Raw genomic sequence first — 18812 nt, 5'->3', positions numbered from 1 at the left:
ATGAACGACCCCCGCCTCGTCCTCCTGCTCAACACGCACATGCCCCAGGTGTTGGGCACGGGCCCCCTCCTCGACGAGCCAGAGAACTGGCTCTTCGAGGCGCTGACGGAGACCTACCTTCCGCTCCTGCGGATGCTGACGCGGTGGGATGCGCGGCGCTTCACCGGCACGTGGGTGATGTCCTTCACCCCGTGCCTGGTGGAGCAGCTGCTCACCTGCGAGGCGCGCTACACCCAGTACCTGCACCTGCTCGGACGCATCGCCACGCGCGAGCTGGAGCGCACCTCGCGGCTGGAGCTGTACAACCGCTTCGAGCGCTACCCCCAGGCGCGCTCCGACGAGGAGCTGGGCCGGATGCACCGCACGGCGGGCATGTACCTGCGGCGCGTGGAAGACAGCCTCGCCTTCCTCCAGGAGCACTCGCTGCGCGACGTGCTCGGGCAGCTCGGGCGCGAGACGCCGCCCGGCGTGCAGCTGTGGACGTCCACGCCCCAGCACAACTTCCTGCCCTTCTTCACGCCCGCCACCGCGGACCGGTTCGTGGCGCGCGGCGTGGAGTCCTTCGCGGACGTCTTCGGCCGCGCTCCGGATGGGCTCTGGCTGCCGGAGTGCGCCTTCCAGCCGGGACTCGAGCGCGTGCTCACGCGCCGGGGGGTGCACCGCACCGCGCTCAGCCTCCAGGGCATTGGTGCCTACCTGCCCAATGATCCGAGCGGCGTGTTCCGCCATGACGCGCTGGAGGTGCTCGTCCACGACTACCGGGTCGCCCTGAACCTGTGGAAGTCGCCCGAGGCCACCTTCCCGTCGCACCCCGTGTACCGGGAGTTCTTCCGGGACCTGGGCCACGACGTGGTGCCCGAGTACTTCGACGAGCTGGGCGTGCCCATTCCCGCCCACAAGCGCGGCCAGGCGTGGACGGGCATCAAGTACCACGCGGTGAGTGGCGCGAACGTGGGGCTGGGCCACAAGGCGCTCTATGACGTGGAGGCCGCGCGCGCCCAGGTCCCCCACCACGTGCGGGCCTTCTGGGAGCTGCTCGACGCGCGGCGCGCGCTGGTGCAGGACGGACGGACGTTCGTGCTGGCGTTCGACACCGAGCTGTTCGGCCACTGGTGGCACGAGGGCATCGACTGGCTCGAGGGCGTGCTCCAGCCCGAGACGACGCCCGCGCTCCCGCCCCCGGCTCCTCCCGAGCCTCCGGCCGTGCCGCGGCTCTACTATTCGACGTGGGGCCGCGACTTCTACAGCGAGCACTGGCTGACGCCGGACAACTGCTGGATGTACGCGCTCATCAAGCAGGTGGAGGCGCACCTGCCGCCGCCCGAGGGGCCCGAGCACCAGGAGACGTGGCGCCTCTTCGAGCTGTTCAGCGGCAGCGACCTGCCCTTCATGATGCCGGATCCCTCCCAGCGCGAGCGCGCCCGGGAGATGTTCCTCGAGCGCTACGCCCAGGTCCTCTCGCGCTTGCCCCCGTTCGAGCCCGGACTGCTCGCCGCCTACCCGGTGGATCCCTTCAAGTGCCTGCTCGTGTACGTGGGCGTGCCGGGGGATGCGCCCGCCCCGCCCTTCGTCCTCCAGCGGCTGTCCCAGGAGGACGCGCGCGCCCAACATCCGCGGGAGATCACCCTGGAGCCCGAGGTCGTCGACGTGGCGGGCCTGCGCGTGTGCTTCCAATACTTCCTGCTGCATCCGCTCGGCCACTACGCGCTGCGCGTGGAGGGAGAGGCGCCCGTGCACACCTTCCGGATGCCGGACTACGGCGTGCCGCTGCTCATCACGCAGGACGGGCAGGCCCTTCCCAAGTACGACACGCAGTCGCTCTACCAGCAGCTCGGGGAGATCTGGGAGGGCGACGAGCGGCTGCCGTTGAAGGCCGCGCCCACCGTGCGCAGCCGCCACGTGTACACGCGCGAGGCGCTGGAGGGGGTGCTCCGGGGACGGCGCGCCGCGGTCTTCAAGTACAACAAGGAAGGCTACGCGCTCTTGCGCTTCCGCGAGCAGGCACTGGCGCCGCCGCGGATCGTCTTCGACGACCAGATGGCGCTCGAGGACGCGGGCACGTACATCCAGGCGGGCCCCACGTCGGTGCCGGTGAGCAACGATCCCGCGGCCATCGCCCGGCACGACTTCGACGCGGTCATCTTCACGAGCTCGCTCAACTTCGAGTCCGAGGTGCCGCACGTGCGCGCCTTGCTGGAAGTGGCGACGCGCCGGGGCCTGCCCGTGGTGTCGCTGTACGACGACATCCTCTATTACGACCTGTTCGAGGGGTTGGACGTCGACCCGGAGCGCTTCTACCGGGTGGCCGTGCCCGAGCAGGACGCGCTCGCCGCGCGGGAGCCGGAGCGCTATCCGCCGCGCAACGTGCTCGGTGTGTTCGGCACGGACACGGTGCAGGGCAAGTTCACCACGCAGCTCTACCTGCGCGAGGCCCTGGCGCGGCACCTGCGCGTGCGCCACCACGCCACCGAGCCCACCGGCATCCTGCTGGGCGCGGACACGGGGTACTCGCGCGTGCTGCACGTGGAGCTGTCCCAGCGGCGGGCCTTCGAGCGGCGGCTGATGGCGGACCTGGCCGAGGGGTGCGATCTGGTGCTCACCGGCGGGCAGAACGGTCTGCTCTACACGCCGCCGGGAGGGACCCGGCGCGACAACGCCTCCACGCTCATCTACGGCACGTTCCTGCCCCGGCTGGTGGTGCTGACCGTGGCGGTGGACACGCCGGCCCAGGACGTCCGGGCCACGTGCGAGTACCTGGACACGCTGGCGCGCGAGCACGGTGTGCCCTGCGAGGTGGTGGGGCTCGCGATGATGGGCGGGCGCAAGCTGCACGGCAGCCGGTGGACCGAGACGTGGTTCCTCGGTGTGCGCGACGAGGTCCTGGACGAGGCCCGGCACCGGCTGGCGCGGGGGACGGGCCTGCGCGTCTACGCCATTCCCGAGGAAGCCGACTCGCTCGCGCGGGCCGTGCTCACCTGTCTGTGATGAAGGCGCCGGGGCTGAGACAATCGCTGGGCGACCTGGTGGCGTTCGTGCGCGTGCTGCGGCCCGCCTGGGGCGCGATGACCCGGGGGGCGGCGCTCGGCCCCGTCATCACCCTGCTCAGCCTCATTCCGCCCTACCTCACCAAGCTGGTGTTCGATCACGTCGCCCCCTCGCGAGACGTGGACCTGCTCCAGGTGCTCGTGGCGGGCATCTTCGCGGCCGCCCTGGCCTCGGTGCTCGCCGAGTCGCTGCTGGGCTTCTACTCGTCCTACCTGAACATCAAGCTGGAGGGCTCGCTCACCCTCCACCTCTTCAACCACGTGCAGCACCTGCCCGACCGCTTCTTCTCCCAGAGGCAGGTGGGGGAGATCGCCAGCCGCTTCGATGACACCCGGGCGGGGCTCGGCCTGGTGGTGGGCCTCGTGCGGCTCGTCTTCTCGCAGGGGGCCTACGTCCTCATCATCCCCCTCACGCTGGCCACCCTGCACTGGAAGCTCGCGCTGGCGGCCCTCGCCCTCTTGCCCCTCACGGTGCTGGTGCCGCTCGTCATCGGACGCGCCATGGGCGAGGCGTGGCAGGACGTGGTGGGCGCCCACACCTCGCTCAACGCGCTGCAACTGGAGGCCCTGCGGCAGAGCCGCACGAGCAAGGTGCTGGGCCTGGAGCCGTTGATGTACCAGCGCGTGGCGGAGCGCACCCAGGCCGTGCTCCGCACGAACCTGCGCGCGCACGGGGTGGATGGCCTGCTGCGGCTCGTGGAGCGCACGGTGGAGGCGGCCCAGCTCGCGCTCTTCACCTGGCTCGGCTGGCGGCTCATCCTCGGGGGGGAGCTGACCCTGGGCGACTACATGGCCTTCATCGCGTACGCCGCGTACCTGCGCGGCCCGGTGATCGAGATCATCTCCTTCGTCACGAGCGTGCAGCAGCGCGGCGTCCACCTCCAGCGCTTCTTCGGCTACCTGGACGAGGCGCCGGAGCAGGATCCGGAGCGCGCGCTGAGGCCCCGGGGGCCCGTGGCGCGGCGGCTCGGTGGCGCGGTGGCGCTGGAGGCCGTGTCCTTCGCCTACGCGCCCGGCGAGGACGTGCTGCGTGGGGTGAGCGCGCGCATCGCGCCCGGCACGGTGGTGACCATCGTCGGGCCGAGCGGCTCGGGCAAGACGACCCTCGCGCGGCTGCTGACGCGTCTGGAGAAGCCCGGCCAGGGCCACGTGCGCTACGACGGGGAGGACGCCTGGGCGCTGGAGCTGTCCGACCTGCGCCGGCAGCTCGCCGTGGTGTGGCAGGACGTGGAGCTGTTCCACGGCACCGTGCGCGAGAACCTGACGCTGGGGCTCGATCGCCTCCCCTCCTCCGAGGAGCTGGAGCAGGCGGTGCGGCTGTGCGGGCTGGAGGCGCTCGTCGCCTCGTGGCCCCAGGGGTACGACACCCCGGTGGCCGAGGGCGGCGCGAGCCTGTCCGGAGGGCAGCGGCAGCGGCTGGCCCTGGCGCGGGCGGTGCTGCGGGACGCCCCCGTGTTGCTGCTCGACGAGGCCACGTCCCAGCTCGACGTGGAGACCGAGGCCTCCGTGGTCCGCGCGGTGCTCGCCCGGGCCCGGGAGCGGGGGCAGACGGTGGTGTTCATCACGCACCGGCTCGCCAACGCGCCGCTCGCCGACGAGGTGTGGATGCTGTCCGGAGGGGAGCTGGTGGGCCAGGGGCCGCACGTGGAGCTGCTCACGCGCTGCGCCCCCTATCAGCGGCTGTTCCGCGCCAGCGAGGGCGAGGCCCATGCCGCCTAGGCCCCGCGCCCCCTTGCGCCTGGTGCCGGATCCCCAGCATCCGGGCGCCTTCGTCGTGCGGCATGTCGGCACCCTCTCGGTGTTGCTCGTGGGCGGATTGCTCACGGGCCTGTGTCTGGTGGGCGCGCTCGTGCGGTTGAACGCGCCCGAGCCGATGTCCCTGGGGCGCTACGTGGCCCGGGAGCTCGGCCTGCTCGCGGGGTGGGAGAAGGCTCCATGAAGAAGGTGGGCATCATCGACAGCGGCGTGGAGGTGGCCTTCCTGCGCGAGCAGGCGCTGCGGCTGGCGGGCGCCGCGAGCTTCACCCTGGACCTGGACTCGGGCGAGCTGGAGACGCGCATCTATGACGCGGACGAGCTGGAGGCCTGGCGGCAGGGCACGTGCGCGCTGGAGGTGGAGGACACCCACGGGCATGGCACCGCCGTCCTGAGCCTCCTGCACGCGCACGCGCGGCCCTGGCCCGACGTGGAGCTGTACGTGGCGCGCATCTTCGGACACCAGGTGCACGCCTCCTCGTTGTGCCTGGTGGAGGCGCTGGACTGGATGCTCGACGACGTGGGGGTGGACCTGCTCAACCTGAGCCTGGGCACGACCGAGGACGGGATGGAGGCGCCGATGCGCGAGGTGATCGACCGCGCGGTGGCCCGGGGCGCCGTCATCGTCTGCTCGGCGGGGGCCCTGCCCACGCTGCCCGCGCGGCTGCCCTCGGTGATGGCGGTGGGCGATCTGGAGCTCATGGACCGGGTGGCCGGCAAGGGCGTGAAGGTCGATCACGTGGTGAGCGAGCGCACGGTGCGGATCTACATGGGCGGCGCCTGGCACGAGGCCCCCATGACGACCAGCTACGCCTGTGCCGTGACCGCGGGAGGCCTGCTGCGCGGGGGGTGAGCCCTTAGCGGGGAAGCACGGCGCTCAGGGGGATGTCCACCTCCACCCGCGCGCCCTCGGCCGGGGAGATCCGCACCGTCCCCCGCCGGCCCTCCGACGTGCGCACCACCAGGTGCAGGGGCTCGGCGGGAACGTCGCTCAGCTCGAAGCGGTCTCCGGAGAACTCCCAGCGGCCCTCTCCGGGCGCGCCGAAGTCGACGCGTTCCTGGAGCGTGAGCGTGAAGCCCCGCACGCCCTCGCCCAGCACCCGGCCCCGCAGCGAGGCCGAGGGCCGCAGCCGCACCCCGAGCTCCCGCGCGTCCGCCGCCAGGACCGACCGCCCACTGACGCGACCGCCCTGGCGCGCGCTCACCGACAGCGGACGCGGACTGGAGGTCAGGTCGACCGCGAAGCGTCCCGCGTCGTCCGTGAGGACAACGCTCCAGGGGGTCTCGGGGGTGTCCCGGGGCGCCACGATGACGCGCGCCCCCGGCGAAGGCGTGCCGTCCGGCTCGAACACGGTGCCGCGCAGGGTGTTCGCCTCGCGCGCCTCGGCCCGGGTCGCGTCCCACACCAGCTCGCTCCGTGCCGTCCGGCCCGCCTCCACCCAAACGGGCGTGGGCGTCCCGGCCGCGCGCCCGTCCTGCACGAGCAGCAACTCATGGGTGCCCGCCGGCAGTTCCAGGTGGAAGTCGCCCGAGGCCGAGACCGTGGCCCAGCCCAGCTCCGCGGCGTGCGCTCCCTCGCCCTGGGACGAGGACGTCACCTCCAGCGCCTTCGGGGGGAGCGCGCCCCGCGAGGCCCGGACCCTGCCCTCGATGGCGCCCGTCGCCGCCAGGGTGAAGTCCGCCCGCGCCACCCTGTCCTCGCGCACGTCCACGGACTGGCTGGCGCCCCGCCAGGACGAGCCCTCCGGACGCGCGGTGACGAGCCGAGGACCCACGGCGAGCCCGTCCAGCCGGTAGTGTCCCGAGGCATCGGCCTGGGACGTCCGGGTCTCGGGCAGCGCCTCCGCCTCCACGAAGGAAACTCCCGTGACGAGGGCGCCAGGCAGGGGCCGCCCCCGCGCATCCCGCACCACGCCCTCCACCGCGCCTTGAGCCTCGAGTTCGAGGCGCAGCGGGAAGCGCTCCCCCTCGCGCACCACCAGCCCGCGCCGCGAGGCCCCCGAGAAGCCCTGCGCATGGGCCCGCACGTCCTGGGCCCCCGGGGCGAGTCCGCCCACCGAGAAGCGCCCCTCGGCGTCCGAGCGCGCCTGGTGGGAGGCGCCCTCGGTGCCATGCGGCGTCACCTCGATCCAGGCGTCCTTCACGGGCGCGCCGCTCCGGGCCGCCACCACCTGCCCCTCGAGCACCGCGCCGGCGCCCAGTTGGATGCGCACGTCCCGTGTCGTGTGCCCCCGCACCGAGACGAGGGGCCGCTCGAGCGCGCCCGCCTCCTCGCCACGCCGGGCGGACAGGACGTGGACCCCGGGCTCCACCTCGACGGAGAAGCCGCCTCCCGCGCCCGTGGAGACCCACTGGGCGGGCGACCCCGTCACATGCACCTCGGCCCCGGCGGCGGGCTGGCCCCGCGCATCCACGACGAAGCCCTCGATGACACACGCCATCGCGAGCGCCACGCGCAGCGGCTCGCGCCGGGGCACCCACACCGCGTCCAGGATCCCACGGACGTACCCCGGGGACTGGGCCTCCACCCGGTAGAGACCCGGCGGCAGCCCCTCCACCTGGAAGTCCCCCCGGGCGTCGCTCGTGGCGTCCACGCGCGCCGCCTCGGGCGCCGAGGCCGCGTCCCAGGGCGCCGCACCGGGCTCCTGGCGGGAGAGGACGAGCGCCACCAGGGGCAGCGGCTCCTCCGTTCCCTCCACCACCGTGCGGCCCCGGAGGACCGGTCCAGAGGCGCGGGACGCGGGCGTCACTTGGGGAGCGGAGACACGCGCCGGGAGAACTCCGGACGAGGCCCTCGGCGCCGCGCGTGGGAGGGGACGGGACGTCTCGGGAGCGGTCCGCGGGCCGGGGTCCTCGCCGGAGCGCACGAACAGCCCCCCGCCGAGCCCCAGCAGCAACAGGGCCCCGAGCCACCCGAGCCGACGTGAGCGGCGCACGCTAGCGCACCCTCCGGCCCGGGCTCAGACCTTGAGCCGGATGGCGCCGGGCAGCAGGCGGATGCGGCAGGGCAGCTTGCCGGGCACCTCGCCATCCATCTCCAGGAACACCTCGTCGTCGCTCTCCGCGTCCAGGGTGTTGCACTGGAGGTAGCGCGTCTTGTTCCAGGTGGTGTGGTCGCCGTTGTAGACGCCCTTGGACTTGATGATGAAGTCGGACAGCCGGTAGTCCTGCCAGAGCGTCAGATCGAAGCGGCCGTCATCGGTGAGGGCACGGGGGGCCACGCACATGCCGCTGCCGAAGTAGCGGCCGTTGGACGCGGCGACCACGGTGATGCCCAGCGTCTCGGGCGCGCCTCCGTCCACGCGCAGCCGCACCTGGCGATCCTTGTACTTGGCCAGGGTCTTCACCGTGCCCCACAGGAAGCTCAGGTTGCCGCCGAACGCCTTGCTGCCCGCGTTCACCTCGTGGGCGATGGTGGCGCTCACGCCGAAGGAGGCGATGTTGGCGAAGTAGCGCGACTCCGTCTGGCCCTGGTGGTTGACGTACTCGGCGTGCCCCACGTCGAAGGGCTCCGTCTTGTCCGAGCTCAAGCGCGCCAGGGCGGACTCCAGGTCCAGCTCCCAGCCGAAGGCCCGCCGGAAGTCGCCGCCCGTGCCCCGGGGAATGAGGCCCAGGGCCGCCTGGGGGTTGATGGCCTTGCCCTCGGCGAAGAAGCCGTTGACGACCTCGTTGACGGTGCCATCGCCGCCCACCGCGACGACACAGTCGTAGCCCGCCTGGAGCGCGTCACGCGTCATGCGCACGGCGTCCATGGCACGCTCGGTGAATCCGAAGCCGAAATCGCCGATCGAGCGGGTCACCTGGCCGGAGATCTCCGCCCATCGCTTGCCCGTCTCACCGCTGGCGCTGCGCGGGTTCACCACGAGAAACGTCTTCATCGGCCCTGGTCCTCCAAAGAAGTCGCATCTTTACAGCGGGAGGCCCGGCACGCACCACTGGGGAGTGCGCACGGTGCGAGGCGATTTTCCCCAGGGTGTGTCTTGTCTTCCGGGGGGGCCCGCCCGGGGGGCGAGCGGGGCCGCCCTCGGGAGGGCCGCTGGCTACTTCTGCGGCAGGGGCGCGGCGCGCACGTGCACCTCGCGCAGCTGCCGCTCGTCCACGTCGCCCGGCGCCCCCGTCATCAGGTCCGTGCCCGTCTTCGTCTTGGGGAACGGGATGACGTCGCGCAGCGACTCCACGCCGGTGAGCAGGAACGCCAGGCGGTCCATGCCCAGCGCCAGTCCACCGTGCGGCGGCGCGCCGAACTTGAGCGCGTCCAGCAGGAAGCCGAACTTCGTGCGCGCCTCCTCCTCGCCGATGCCCAGCGCCTTGAACACCTCGGCCTGGACCTTCGGATCGTGCAGGCGGATGGAGCCGCCGCCGATCTCGAAGCCGTTGAGCACCACGTCATAGCGGTGGCACTTCACGCGGCCCGGCTCGGTGAGCAGGTACTGCACGTCCCCGTCGTGCGGCCGGGTGAAGGCGTGGTGCGCCGCCGCCCACGTCTTGCTGTCCTCGTCGTACTCGAACAGGGGCGGGTTGACGACCCAGAGGAACTTCCACACGCCGCCGCTGCCGTACTCGGGGATGAGGCCGAGCTTCTTGGCCACGTGCACGCGCAGGTTGGCCATGACGGTGTGCACCAGCGACTCGCGGCCGAACTGGAACAAGAGCAGGTCGCCCGTCTTGGCGCCGCACGCCTGGTTGATGGCCTGGCGCAGCGCGGGGGTGATCGTCTTGGACAGCGGGGACTGGGTCCACTCGCCGCCCTCGCCCACCTTGGCGCGCGCGAGCCCCTTGGCGCCGTTCTGCTTGGCGAACTCCTCCAGCTTGTCGCTCTCCGCGCGGCTCATCGGCTTGTCGCCGGGCACCACCATGGCCTTGACGATGCCGCCCTGCTCCACCGCCTCGAAGATCATGGGCACGCCGCCCGCGGCGCCGTGCTCGCGGATGAGCTGCGTGAGCACCACGTGCTCCAGCCCGAAGCGCAGGTCCGGCTTGTCGTTGCCGTACTTGGCCATGGACTCATCGAAGTCCATGCGCATGAAGGGCGTGGGCACGTCGATGCCCAGCACCTCGCCCCACAGCTTCTTGATGAGCCCCTCGACGATGGTGAAGATGTCGTCCTCGGTGACGAAGCTCATCTCCATATCGATCTGGGTGAACTCCGGCTGCCGGTCCAGGCGCAGGTCCTCGTCCCGGAAGCACTTGACGATCTGGAAGTAGCGGTCGAAGCCCGCCACCATGAACAGCTGCTTGTAGAGCTGAGGGCTCTCCGCCAGGGCGTAGAACTTGCCCGGGTTGAGCCGGCTGGGCACCAGGAAGTTGCGCGCGCCGCCCGGGGTGTACTTGCCCATGAAGGGCGTCTCGAGCTCCAGGAAGCGGTGCTCGTTGAGGAAGGAGCGCGTGAGCGCGTTCATCTTCGAGCGGGTGATGAGCGACTGCTGCAGCGGCCGGCGGCGCAGGTCGAGGAAGCGGTACGCCAGGCGCTTCTCCTCGCCCGTGTCGATGTCGTCCTCGATGAGGAAGGGCGTGGGCTCGGAGCGGTTGAAGATGGTCAGGTCGGACGCCTTGATCTCGATCTCTCCCGTCTTGAGCTTGGGATTGACCTGGCTGCCGCGCGAGACGACCTTGCCCTTGATGCCGACGCAGTACTCGAGCCGCAGCTGGCCCGCCGTCTCGTGGGCCTCCTTGGCGATGTCCGGCTCGAAGACGACCTGGGTGAGGCCCTCACGGTCGCGCAGGTCGATGAAGACCGCGCCGCCGTGGTCTCGCCGGTTCTGCACCCAGCCAAAGAGGACGACCTCCTCGCCAATCTGGGCCTTGGTGAGCTGCCCGCAGGTGTGGGTACGCTTGACCTCGGTAATGAACGGGACCGCCATGACACCGCCTGCACAAGGGGGGAAGTGGAAGGGGCGGCACCATAGAGAGCGTGGAAACGACGCGTCAAGGATTCCGAGGACCCCGGGACCTTCCCGGCCCGCGCGGGTCCGCCGCTCTCCCGCTTGCTTCTGACCCCCCCGGTGGCCGTAGTAAGAAGACCGACATGGTCCGAAAGCTGACAGCCACCGCCGCCCTCCTGCTCGTCTCGTGCGCGCCGCAGACGCAGGTGCCCACCAAGGTCCGCGCGTTGGTGCTCTCCAGCAATGGCGAGTACACGCCCACCGAGGTGGAGCTCAAGACGGTCACCGACATCGTCGCCCTGGAGGGCAAGGTGGCCCGCATCGAGGGCAACGCCATCCTCCGGTTGGATCCCACGGACCCCGAGCTCCAGGCGGCCCGGACCGAGGAGGCCCTGGCGCGCGCGATGACCAAGAGCGCGGGCCGCTCCGTCACCGCCAGCTACATCACGGACCCCCAGGGCGTGCTGTGGCCGGCGGACTTCCACACGTGGAACCTCGTCACCACGTACTACAACCTCGAGCGCGCCTGGGACTACTTCACCACCACGCTCGCGGTGCCCCAGGCGGATCTGCCGCAGACGACGGTGCACTACTTCCCGGAGTTCATCCTCGCGGACGTGAGTGATCAGCCGCTCACGGACAACGCGCTCTACTACCCGCCGCTCAAGTCCTTCGTGGTGCTGCCCTTCGACACGCTGCAGAAGGCGCCGCTGGCCACCAACGCCTCCATCCTCACCCACGAGTACGCGCACCTGGTGTTCAACCGCCGCGTGTATGGCGGCAGTGCCGTGCCCACCGCGCTCAACGAGTGGGCCCAGGGTGGCAGCTCCACCCCCGGCCTCAACGTGCTCAAGGCCCTGGACGAGGGCATCGCCGACTACCACGCCTACGTGGCCTCGTGCCCCACGGCCTTCGGGTGCAACACGCGCGTGCTCGCCACGTCCTTCGACGACGCGGCGGTGAACGCGCGCGACCTGTCCCTCAATCAGTGCATGAGCGCGCTGCTCTACCGCAACATCACCCAGTCCAGCGTCAACGTGATCTCCGGGCTCGAGTACCAGCTGGGCACGCTGCTCGCCAACGCGCTCTACCGCTCCACCAAAACCGAGGCCGAGCGCCAGACGCTGGCGCGCGCGCTCGTGGCCGCCTACTCGGACACGAACACCTCGCGGCCCGGCTTCAACCAGCTCGTGTCGGCGTCCATCGGGGACCAGAACCTCTTCACGCTGCCCAAGGCCGCCAAGGCCATCGTCCAGCACATCCCCCCGGGCAACGTCGACCTGCGCCAGCAGGTGTGCACCAACTTCGCCAACGCGCTGCAGATTCCGCTCAGCGCGCTCGTCGGCAACACCGAGTACGACTGCCCCGCCAGCACCACGACCACCGGCGAGTGCCCCGCCCTCCCCCGCGACCCATGACAAACCGCGCCATGCCCTCCAGGCCGCTCTCCCTCCTCGTGGGAGGCCTCGTGCTGGCCTCGCCCGCCTTCGCCCAGGACGAGGACACCCCCTACGCCTACCCGGACGACGAGCCGTCCCAGAGCCGCCGGGGCCGCGCCACGTCCCCCGACGAGGACACGCCCTACGCCTACCCGGACGAGGAGGAGGGGCAGAAGGAGCGCCCCTCGCGCCGCCGCGCGCCCGAGCGCCCCGAGCGGGACATGCACGAGGACTTCCGCCGCGCCGCCGAGGGCGACGAGGAGGAGAAGGACTTCCAGCGGATGGCGAACCTGGATGATCCGAACACGGGCGTGGCCTTCGAGGTGATTGGCGGCGTCATGTTCCTGAGCAGCGCGCGCGGGCAGACCCTGGGCGACGCGCAGCCGGCCTTCGGGGGCCGCTTCACCTGGGAGTACGGGCGGCTGCTCAACAGCGAGCCCCTGCGCGAGGCGCTCTGGTTCGACGTGCGCTACACCTACGCCGGGCAGCGCGAGGGCACGGGCCTCATCGTCGGGGACACCCGGCTGCACTACGCCACCATCGCCCCCGCGTACGAGTTCACCTTCGGGGACAGCTCCGACTACGGCGTCTTCCTGCAGGCCGGCGGCGGCATCGCCTACCAGCACACCGCCATCGAGGCCGGCGGCAAGGTGACGGTCGTGGACGGCGTGAAGTCGCTCATCCAGTACGGCGTGGGCCTGCGCGGCCGCACCCAGCTGTCCGCCGCCACCAACGTGCGGCTGGCCTGGCGCCTGGAGGCCCAGCGCTACCGGCGCGGCTACCAGGACGACACCTTCTTCGGCGCGAGCCTCGGCACCGCCTTCTAGGGCGGCCCCCCGGGGTCATCCCACCTGCACACACCGGGGAAAACTTTTCCCTCCGGGCGGACGTCCTGGGACTTCCGGACGACGCCCTGGCGTCCAACCCCGCGAATCCCCTCACCTTCAGCCGCTGGCACGCGCGCTGCTTCTGGTGGGGGTGGGGTCGACTGGCGCGGTGGGAGGCGGGAGATGACGGGCGTGCAGAAGAAGCAGTTGGATCCGGTGTGCGGCAAGAACCTGGAGGCCCCGGAGGGCCGACCGTCCACGGAGTACAAGAAGCGGCGGTACTTCTTCTGTTCCGAGCGGTGCCGCACGGCTTTCGAGCGTCAGGCGGAGCGCTTCCGGATGAACGACCTGGCGCGCGCCGGGGCCCTGCTCACGCCGGGCCGGGTGCGCTGGGGCATCGCCTGACGGGACTCACGCCGCGATGCGCAGGTCCTTGAGCTTGAGTGACAGGCGGCGCTGACCGCGGAAGGTATCGAAGCTGGCCTGGAAGGCGAGGTCCACGGGCCCCTCGGTGAGGGCCAGGCGGTCCGCCATGCCAAAGCCGATGGCGTCCACGCTGGGCGCATCCACCAGGGCGAGCTTGAGGTGGCCCGAGCCTCCCGTCTTGTGCGGCAGCACGCGGGGGCGCGCCACCTGTCGGCGCAGCACCAGCACGGGCTCGGGGTTGCCCTGGCCAAAAGGACCGAGCCGCTGCAGGGCCTCCACCGCGCGCTCGTCCAGATCCGACACCCCCACCACCGCGTCCACCTTGCAGCGGGGAATCAAATCTTCCGGCGTCAGCCGTTGCAGGGCGATGCGCTCGAAGGCCTCGCGGAAGGCGGGCAGCTGGGGCGCCTCCACGGTGAGGCCCGCGGCGTGCTTGTGGCCACCAAAACGCACGAAGAGGTCCGCGCAGCCGCTCAGGGCGTCGTACAGGTGGAAGGCCTCGATGCTGCGCGCCGAGCCCTTGCCCACCCCATCCTTCACGCCGACCATGACGGTGGGCCGGTGGAAGCGCTCCACCACCCGCGAGGCGACGATGCCGATGACGCCCGGGTGCCAGCCGTCCGCGTAGAGCACGAAGCCGCGGGCGCCCCGCTCGGCGATCTCCTCCGCCTGGGCCAGGGCCTCGGTGAGGATGCTGCTCTCCAGGCCCTGCCGCTCGGCGTTGGCGCGATCCAACATCTGGGCGAGCGGCCGGGCGGCGTCCACGGTGTCCGAGCACAACAGCTGCAGCCCGAGCGAGGCGTCATGCAGTCGGCCCGCGGCGTTGATGCGGGGCCCCAGGCGGTAGCCCACCTGCCCGGCGGTGACGGGGCTGTCGGCGTCCAGGCCGGCCACTTCCTTGAGGGCGCGCACCCCGGGGCGGCGGCCCGCGCTCAGCTCCTGCAGGCCGTGGTGCACGAGGATGCGGTTGGCGCCGGTGAGCGGCACCACGTCCGCCACGGTGGCCATGGCCACCAGGTCCATCAGCGCCTTGAGGTTGGGCTCCTTGCGGGTGGCGAACCAGCCGTCGTCGCGCAGCCGCTTGCGCAGGCCCATGCAGAGGTTGAAGGCCACGCCCGCGGCGCACAGGTGCTTGGTGGGGTACTCACAGCCGGGCTGGTGGGGGTTGAGCACCGCCACGGCCGGAGGCAGCGTGGGGGGCACCGTGTGGTGATCCACCACCACCACGTCCAGGCCCAGGTCCCGCGCCCGGGCGATCTCCGCCACGGAGGTGACGCCGCAGTCGAGCGTCACCAGCACCCGGGTGCCGTCCGCGGCGATCTTCTCCACCGCCTGGAGGTTGAGCCCATACCCCTCGCCGAGCCGGTGGGGGATGTAGGTGGCGGGCCGCACGCCCAGCTCACGCAGGAACAGGGCCAGGAGTGACGTGGAGCACACCCCGTCCACGTCGTAGTCGCCGTAGAGGGTGATGCGCTCCTTCTCGCGCAGGGCCCGCGTGAGCCGGTCCACGGCGGCGCCCATGCCCTTCATCCGGTAGGGGTCGGGCAGGTCGGCCAGCCGGTCGGACAGGAAGGCGGAGGCGGCCTCGGGGGTGCGCAGGCCCCGGTGGGCGAGCACCCGGGCAGAGAGGGGATGCAACCCCAGCTCGGCGGCGAGCAGGGCGGCGGGCTCCGGGTGCACCTCGGGCATCAACCAACGCACGTTCTCGCCTCTCCTTGGGGGCGGTGGGTCATCCCCGCGCATCCACCCCACCAGTCTACCTGGGAAGTCTGTCGAGGCGAGTTCGACGTGCGGCTCGCCCCCCTGCCCCCTCACCGCGGAGGCGAGGCGGGCGCGTGCATGGGATGCCCCAGACACGCGGCGGTTGCGCTTCAACGCCCGAGGCCCCCGGGCCCGTGAGTCTCACGGAGCACCAGGGGCCTCGGGGAACCACGGGAGCGCCCGGTGGGCTCAAGCCGTCTTGGGCTGCTCGATGGGCTTCTTGTGGGCCGAGCGCTCGTCGAGCCAGATGGTGAGCGGGCTCGCGATGTACACCGAGGAGTAGGTGCCCACGAGGATGCCCACGAACATGGCCCAGGCGAAGTCGCGGATCTCCCCCACGCCGAAGATCATCAGACCCACGAGCGACAGCGACGTCACGCCCGAGGTGAGGATGGTGCGCACCAGGGTGTCGTTGATCGCGATGTTGATGACCTCCGGCAGGGCACGGTTGGGGTACTTCACCATGTCCTCGCGGATGCGGTCGTAGATCACGATGGTGTCGTTGACCGAGTAGCCCACCACCGTGAGCAGCGCGGCGATGGACGTGAGGCTGAACTCGGCGCGGGTGACCAGGTAGAAGCCGGCCACCATGATCACGTCGTGGACCATGGAGAGCAGCGCGCCGGGGCCGAACTTGAAGTCGAAGCGGAAGGCCACGTAGATGAGGATGGCGAGCATGGAGAAGAGCAGCGCCTGGAAGCCGCGGTTGCGCAGCTGCTTGCCCACCTGGGGACCCACGTACTCGGTGCGGCGCATCTCGAAGTCCGGCGACTCGGGGTTCTGCACGCCGTGCATCAGCGCGGCGCGGATGCGGTCGGCCATGCCGCTGGCCACCACCTGGTACTCGTAGTCACCGGCCTGGGTCTGGCCCAGGTCGCGCACCTCGTCCACGCCGGTGCCCGTGTCCACCACGGCCTTCTGGATCTGCGCGGGCACGAGCGGCTGCTTGGCGCGCACGCGGATCATGCCGTTGGGCAGGTCGGCGCGGATGGACTCCGGCTCCACCTGACCGAGCTTCACGAGGGCCTCGCGGGCCTTCTCGGCGCTCTCCTGGGTCAGCTGGGTCACACCGCCCAGGCGCACCAGGAAGGAGTTCTCGCTCGACGAGCCGATGCTCTGCACGGACACGTCGTGCAGCTGGCCGGAGGACTCCACGCGCTGGCGCACGTCCGCGGCGCTCACCGGGTGGTTGAACTGCACCTCCACCACGGTGCCACCGGCGAAGTCCACGCCCAGGTTGAAGCCGAAGACGGCGATGCCCACCAGGATGAGCAGGTTGATGACCGTGGAGATGAAGAACGCCGGCTTGCGCTTGCCGATGAAGTCGATGTTCGTCTTGTTCTTGAGGATCTGCATGGCGGCTGTGCCTCGAGGTGTGGCCTAGACGGACACCGTCTGAGCGTTCTTGCCGTGGACGAAGTAGGTCATGATGACGCGCGTCACCAGGATGGACGTGAAGAGCGACGCCAGCAGGCCGATGATGAGCGTGGTGGCGAAGCCGCGCACCGGACCGGTTCCCGTGAAGAACAGGATGAAGCCGGCGATGAGCGCGGTGACGTGGGCGTCGAAGATGGTCCAGAAGGCGCGATCGTAGCCCTGGTCCACCGCGACCCGGGCCGACTTGCCGTGGGACAGCTCCTCTCGGATGCGCTCGTTGATGAGCACGTTGGCATCCACCGCGATGCCCAGCGTGAGCACGAACCCGGCGATGCCCGGCAGCGTGAGCGTGGCGTTGAAGAACGCCAGACCCCCGAGGATGAGCAGGCCGTTGAGCAGGAGCGCCACGTCCGCGATGAGGCCCGCGGAGCGGTAGTAGACCACCATGAAGACGACCACGCAGAGCACGCCCACCGCCGCGGCCAGGCCGCCCTTGCGGATGAGCTCGTCACCCAGCGAGGCGCCCACCTGGCGGATCTCACCGGTGGTGACGGGCGCGGGCAGCGCGCCGGCCTTGAGCGCGAGCGCGAGCGTCTGCGCGTCCGCCAGCCACTGCTCCAGGGGACGGCCCCCCGAGCGGCCCATGGTGATGCGCGCGCGGCCGCCGCCGATGCGCTCGTTGATGCGCGGCGCGGACTGCACGTAGTCGTCCAGCACGATCGCCATGCGCCGGCCCACGCCCTTCTCGGTGAGCAGCTCGAACTGGCGCGCCCCGTTGGCGTCGAAGCTGATGTTCACCTCGGGCTCGTTGAGCTGGCTGAGCGAGGCGTCCGCGCCCGTCAGGCTCTCGCCCGTGAGCGGCGCTTCCTTCTCCACCAGGTAGGTGCGGTAGCTGTCACACACGCCCCGGCGCGTGGCGCTCGCGATGCACTCGAGCAGCACCACGCGGTCCTGGGGGACCTTGCCCTTCACGTAGCCGAGCAGCGCCTCGCGGTTGGCGCCCTCCAGCTGGGGGAAGCCCTCGGCGGTCGTCAGGGTGATGTTGCTGCCCTCGGGGGGCGGCGTGTTCTGGTAGGTCTGACGGAAGAAGTCCGTGGTGTCGTCCACCATGTGGAACTCGAGCTGGGCGGTGGTGCCCACGAGCTCCTTGGCCTGCTCCGGGTTGTTGCGGCCCGGCAGGGAGATCTGGATGGCGTCCGAGCCCAGCTTGCGCACGTCCACCTCGGCCACGCCCCACTTGTCGATGCGCTTGCGGATGACGAGCATCGCCTGGTCCACCGCCTCCTCACGGAAGCGCGTGGTCTGGGAGTCGGCCAGGGCGATGGTCAGCTTGCCGCCGTCGCGCGACACCTTGGAGAAGTCCTGGTTGTTGGAGAGGACCTCCTTCTCGATGGCGTCCATGGTGGCCGGATCCTGCGCCGTCAGCGTCACCTGGAGGCGGTCCGGGTCCGTGCTCACGGACACCTGGCCCAGCTGCTTCTCGTTGACGTAGCGGGCGATCTGGTCCCCGCGGCGCTCGGTGCGCTTCTCGAGGGCCGTCTTGGTGTCCACCCGCATCACCATGTGGATGCCACCCTGCAGGTCCAGCCCCAGGTTGATGCGGTACTTGGCCGGGGGGGCCCAGCGAGGCATGGCCGCGTCGATCGCCGCCAGGTTGTTGCGCTGGCTGCGCTCGACATGGAACAGCGAATAATAGGAGGGAATGAGGAACCAGATGGTCAACAGCGTCACGCCGACCACCAGGCCCAGCCTCCAGTACCAGCCGCGATCCATTACTTCTCCTCCTTCTTGTCTTCGATCTTGGCGGCCGGGGCGCTCTCGCCCCCCGCCGCGTACCGTCCCGCCACCGACGTCTTGAGAACCCGGATGCGCGTGCCCGTGGAGACCTCGAGCGTCACTTCACGCTCGGCCACCACCTGGATGCGCCCGATGAGTCCACCCTGCGTGACGACCTCATCCCCCTTCTTCAGGCTGGAGATGAGCTCGCGGTGCGTTTTGAGCTGCTTCTGCTGCGGGCGGATCATCATGAAGTACATGATGGCGAACAGGCCGATGAAGAACGCGATGTTCCACACGCCGCCGGGTCCACCCGTTGCCTGCGCCAGGACTAGATAGCTGTCAGCCACGAACCGCCTCGTCGCTCGATGAAAATGGAGGGCTCCATCCAGGGCGCTGCCCACTTCCTCCAGTGGACAACAGAAGAGCCGGAAAGCGGGGCCTCTTAGCAGCAGCCCCACACCCCGAGCAAGGAACGACGTGCCGCCGGGACCATTCCGTGCCGCGTCATACCCGCCCGGTCCCC

Annotated in this window: 14 protein-coding genes; 7 read left to right on the top strand and 7 right to left on the bottom strand. The window is 70.8% G+C overall.

Annotated elements, in window-relative coordinates; translation table 11 throughout:
- Genes I3V78_RS18530 through I3V78_RS18515 form a run of 4 tightly spaced genes read left to right on the top strand, consistent with a single transcriptional unit; the run spans position 1 to position 5651 of the window.
- Positions 1 to 2985, top strand: a complete 2985-nt coding sequence (locus I3V78_RS18530) for a DUF1611 domain-containing protein (protein ID WP_204489796.1) — start codon at positions 1 to 3, stop codon at positions 2983 to 2985.
- Positions 2985 to 4763: a peptidase domain-containing ABC transporter gene (locus I3V78_RS18525; protein WP_204489795.1), complete on the top strand. Its 1779-nt coding sequence runs from the start codon at positions 2985 to 2987 to the stop codon at positions 4761 to 4763. Before I3V78_RS18530 ends, I3V78_RS18525 begins: the two co-directional genes overlap by 1 nt.
- Positions 4753 to 4983, top strand: coding sequence for a hypothetical protein (locus I3V78_RS18520; RefSeq protein WP_204489794.1), 231 nt, complete (start codon positions 4753 to 4755; stop codon positions 4981 to 4983). The genes I3V78_RS18525 and I3V78_RS18520 overlap by 11 nt, the downstream gene beginning before the upstream one ends.
- Positions 4980 to 5651, top strand: a complete 672-nt coding sequence (locus I3V78_RS18515; protein ID WP_204489793.1) for a S8/S53 family peptidase — start codon at positions 4980 to 4982, stop codon at positions 5649 to 5651. Before I3V78_RS18520 ends, I3V78_RS18515 begins: the two co-directional genes overlap by 4 nt.
- A 4-nt stretch (positions 5652 to 5655) precedes the next feature.
- Here I3V78_RS18515 and I3V78_RS18510 read toward each other — a convergent pair whose 3' ends face one another.
- From I3V78_RS18510 to aspS, 3 genes are all read right to left on the bottom strand, one after another.
- Entirely contained in the window at positions 5656 to 7734 is a 2079-nt protein-coding gene (locus tag I3V78_RS18510; protein WP_204489792.1) for a carboxypeptidase regulatory-like domain-containing protein, read from the bottom strand.
- 24 nt (positions 7735 to 7758) lie between these two features.
- Complete coding sequence (locus I3V78_RS18505; protein ID WP_204489791.1) at positions 7759 to 8676, bottom strand: diacylglycerol/lipid kinase family protein; 918 nt, start codon at positions 8674 to 8676, stop codon at positions 7759 to 7761.
- 162 nt (positions 8677 to 8838) lie between these two features.
- Positions 8839 to 10659, bottom strand: a complete 1821-nt coding sequence (gene aspS / locus I3V78_RS18500; protein WP_204489790.1) for an aspartate--tRNA ligase — start codon at positions 10657 to 10659, stop codon at positions 8839 to 8841.
- Between the two features lie 164 nt (positions 10660 to 10823).
- On the opposite strand from aspS, the gene I3V78_RS18495 reads away from it, so the two are divergent.
- The 3 genes from I3V78_RS18495 to I3V78_RS18485 all read left to right on the top strand — a co-directional run bounded on the left by I3V78_RS18495 (position 10824) and on the right by I3V78_RS18485 (position 13351).
- Entirely contained in the window at positions 10824 to 12098 is a 1275-nt protein-coding gene (locus tag I3V78_RS18495) for a hypothetical protein (RefSeq protein ID WP_204489789.1), read from the top strand.
- 11 nt (positions 12099 to 12109) lie between these two features.
- On the top strand, positions 12110 to 12946 hold the full coding sequence (locus I3V78_RS18490; protein ID WP_204489788.1) for a hypothetical protein: 837 nt from the start codon (positions 12110 to 12112) through the stop codon (positions 12944 to 12946).
- A 183-nt stretch (positions 12947 to 13129) separates the two neighbouring features.
- Positions 13130 to 13351 (top strand): YHS domain-containing protein, encoded by a 222-nt coding sequence (locus I3V78_RS18485; protein ID WP_204489787.1) that lies wholly within the window; start codon positions 13130 to 13132, stop codon positions 13349 to 13351.
- A 6-nt stretch (positions 13352 to 13357) separates the two neighbouring features.
- Here the strand turns inward: I3V78_RS18485 and recJ are convergent, their stop codons facing one another.
- The 4 genes from recJ to yajC all read right to left on the bottom strand — a co-directional run bounded on the left by recJ (position 13358) and on the right by yajC (position 18636).
- Positions 13358 to 15073, bottom strand: a complete 1716-nt coding sequence (gene recJ / locus I3V78_RS18480; RefSeq protein ID WP_204489786.1) for a single-stranded-DNA-specific exonuclease RecJ — start codon at positions 15071 to 15073, stop codon at positions 13358 to 13360.
- A 249-nt stretch (positions 15074 to 15322) separates the two neighbouring features.
- Positions 15323 to 16489 (bottom strand): protein translocase subunit SecF, encoded by a 1167-nt coding sequence (gene secF / locus I3V78_RS18475; protein ID WP_204489785.1) that lies wholly within the window; start codon positions 16487 to 16489, stop codon positions 15323 to 15325.
- A 24-nt stretch (positions 16490 to 16513) separates the two neighbouring features.
- Positions 16514 to 18283: a protein translocase subunit SecD gene (gene secD, locus I3V78_RS18470; protein WP_204489784.1), complete on the bottom strand. Its 1770-nt coding sequence runs from the start codon at positions 18281 to 18283 to the stop codon at positions 16514 to 16516.
- Positions 18283 to 18636 (bottom strand): preprotein translocase subunit YajC, encoded by a 354-nt coding sequence (gene yajC / locus I3V78_RS18465; protein ID WP_204489783.1) that lies wholly within the window; start codon positions 18634 to 18636, stop codon positions 18283 to 18285. The genes secD and yajC overlap by 1 nt, the downstream gene beginning before the upstream one ends.
- Positions 18637 to 18812: the final 176 nt, after the last annotated feature.

The sequence above is a fragment of the Archangium primigenium genome (assembly GCF_016904885.1).
Taxonomy (GTDB): domain Bacteria; phylum Myxococcota; class Myxococcia; order Myxococcales; family Myxococcaceae; genus Cystobacter; species Cystobacter primigenius.
Note: the sequence above shows the minus strand (reverse complement) of the source record. Positions and strands in the feature narration are given on the sequence as shown.

Bases quoted from the DNA above. Each gene is read 5' to 3' on its own strand.
- secF (WP_204489785.1), bottom strand. From the start codon at position 16,489: ATGCAGATCCTCAAGAACAAGACGAACATCGACTTCATCGGCAAGCGC.
- I3V78_RS18530 (WP_204489796.1), top strand. From the start codon at position 1: ATGAACGACCCCCGCCTCGTCCTCCTGCTCAACACGCACATGCCCCAG.
- I3V78_RS18515 (WP_204489793.1), top strand. From the start codon at position 4,980: ATGAAGAAGGTGGGCATCATCGACAGCGGCGTGGAGGTGGCCTTCCTG.
- secD (WP_204489784.1), bottom strand. From the start codon at position 18,283: ATGGATCGCGGCTGGTACTGGAGGCTGGGCCTGGTGGTCGGCGTGACG.
- I3V78_RS18490 (WP_204489788.1), top strand. From the start codon at position 12,110: ATGCCCTCCAGGCCGCTCTCCCTCCTCGTGGGAGGCCTCGTGCTGGCC.
- I3V78_RS18495 (WP_204489789.1), top strand. From the start codon at position 10,824: ATGGTCCGAAAGCTGACAGCCACCGCCGCCCTCCTGCTCGTCTCGTGC.
- I3V78_RS18505 (WP_204489791.1), bottom strand. From the start codon at position 8,676: ATGAAGACGTTTCTCGTGGTGAACCCGCGCAGCGCCAGCGGTGAGACG.
- I3V78_RS18520 (WP_204489794.1), top strand. From the start codon at position 4,753: ATGCCGCCTAGGCCCCGCGCCCCCTTGCGCCTGGTGCCGGATCCCCAG.
- I3V78_RS18525 (WP_204489795.1), top strand. From the start codon at position 2,985: ATGAAGGCGCCGGGGCTGAGACAATCGCTGGGCGACCTGGTGGCGTTC.
- aspS (WP_204489790.1), bottom strand. From the start codon at position 10,659: ATGGCGGTCCCGTTCATTACCGAGGTCAAGCGTACCCACACCTGCGGG.
- I3V78_RS18485 (WP_204489787.1), top strand. From the start codon at position 13,130: ATGACGGGCGTGCAGAAGAAGCAGTTGGATCCGGTGTGCGGCAAGAAC.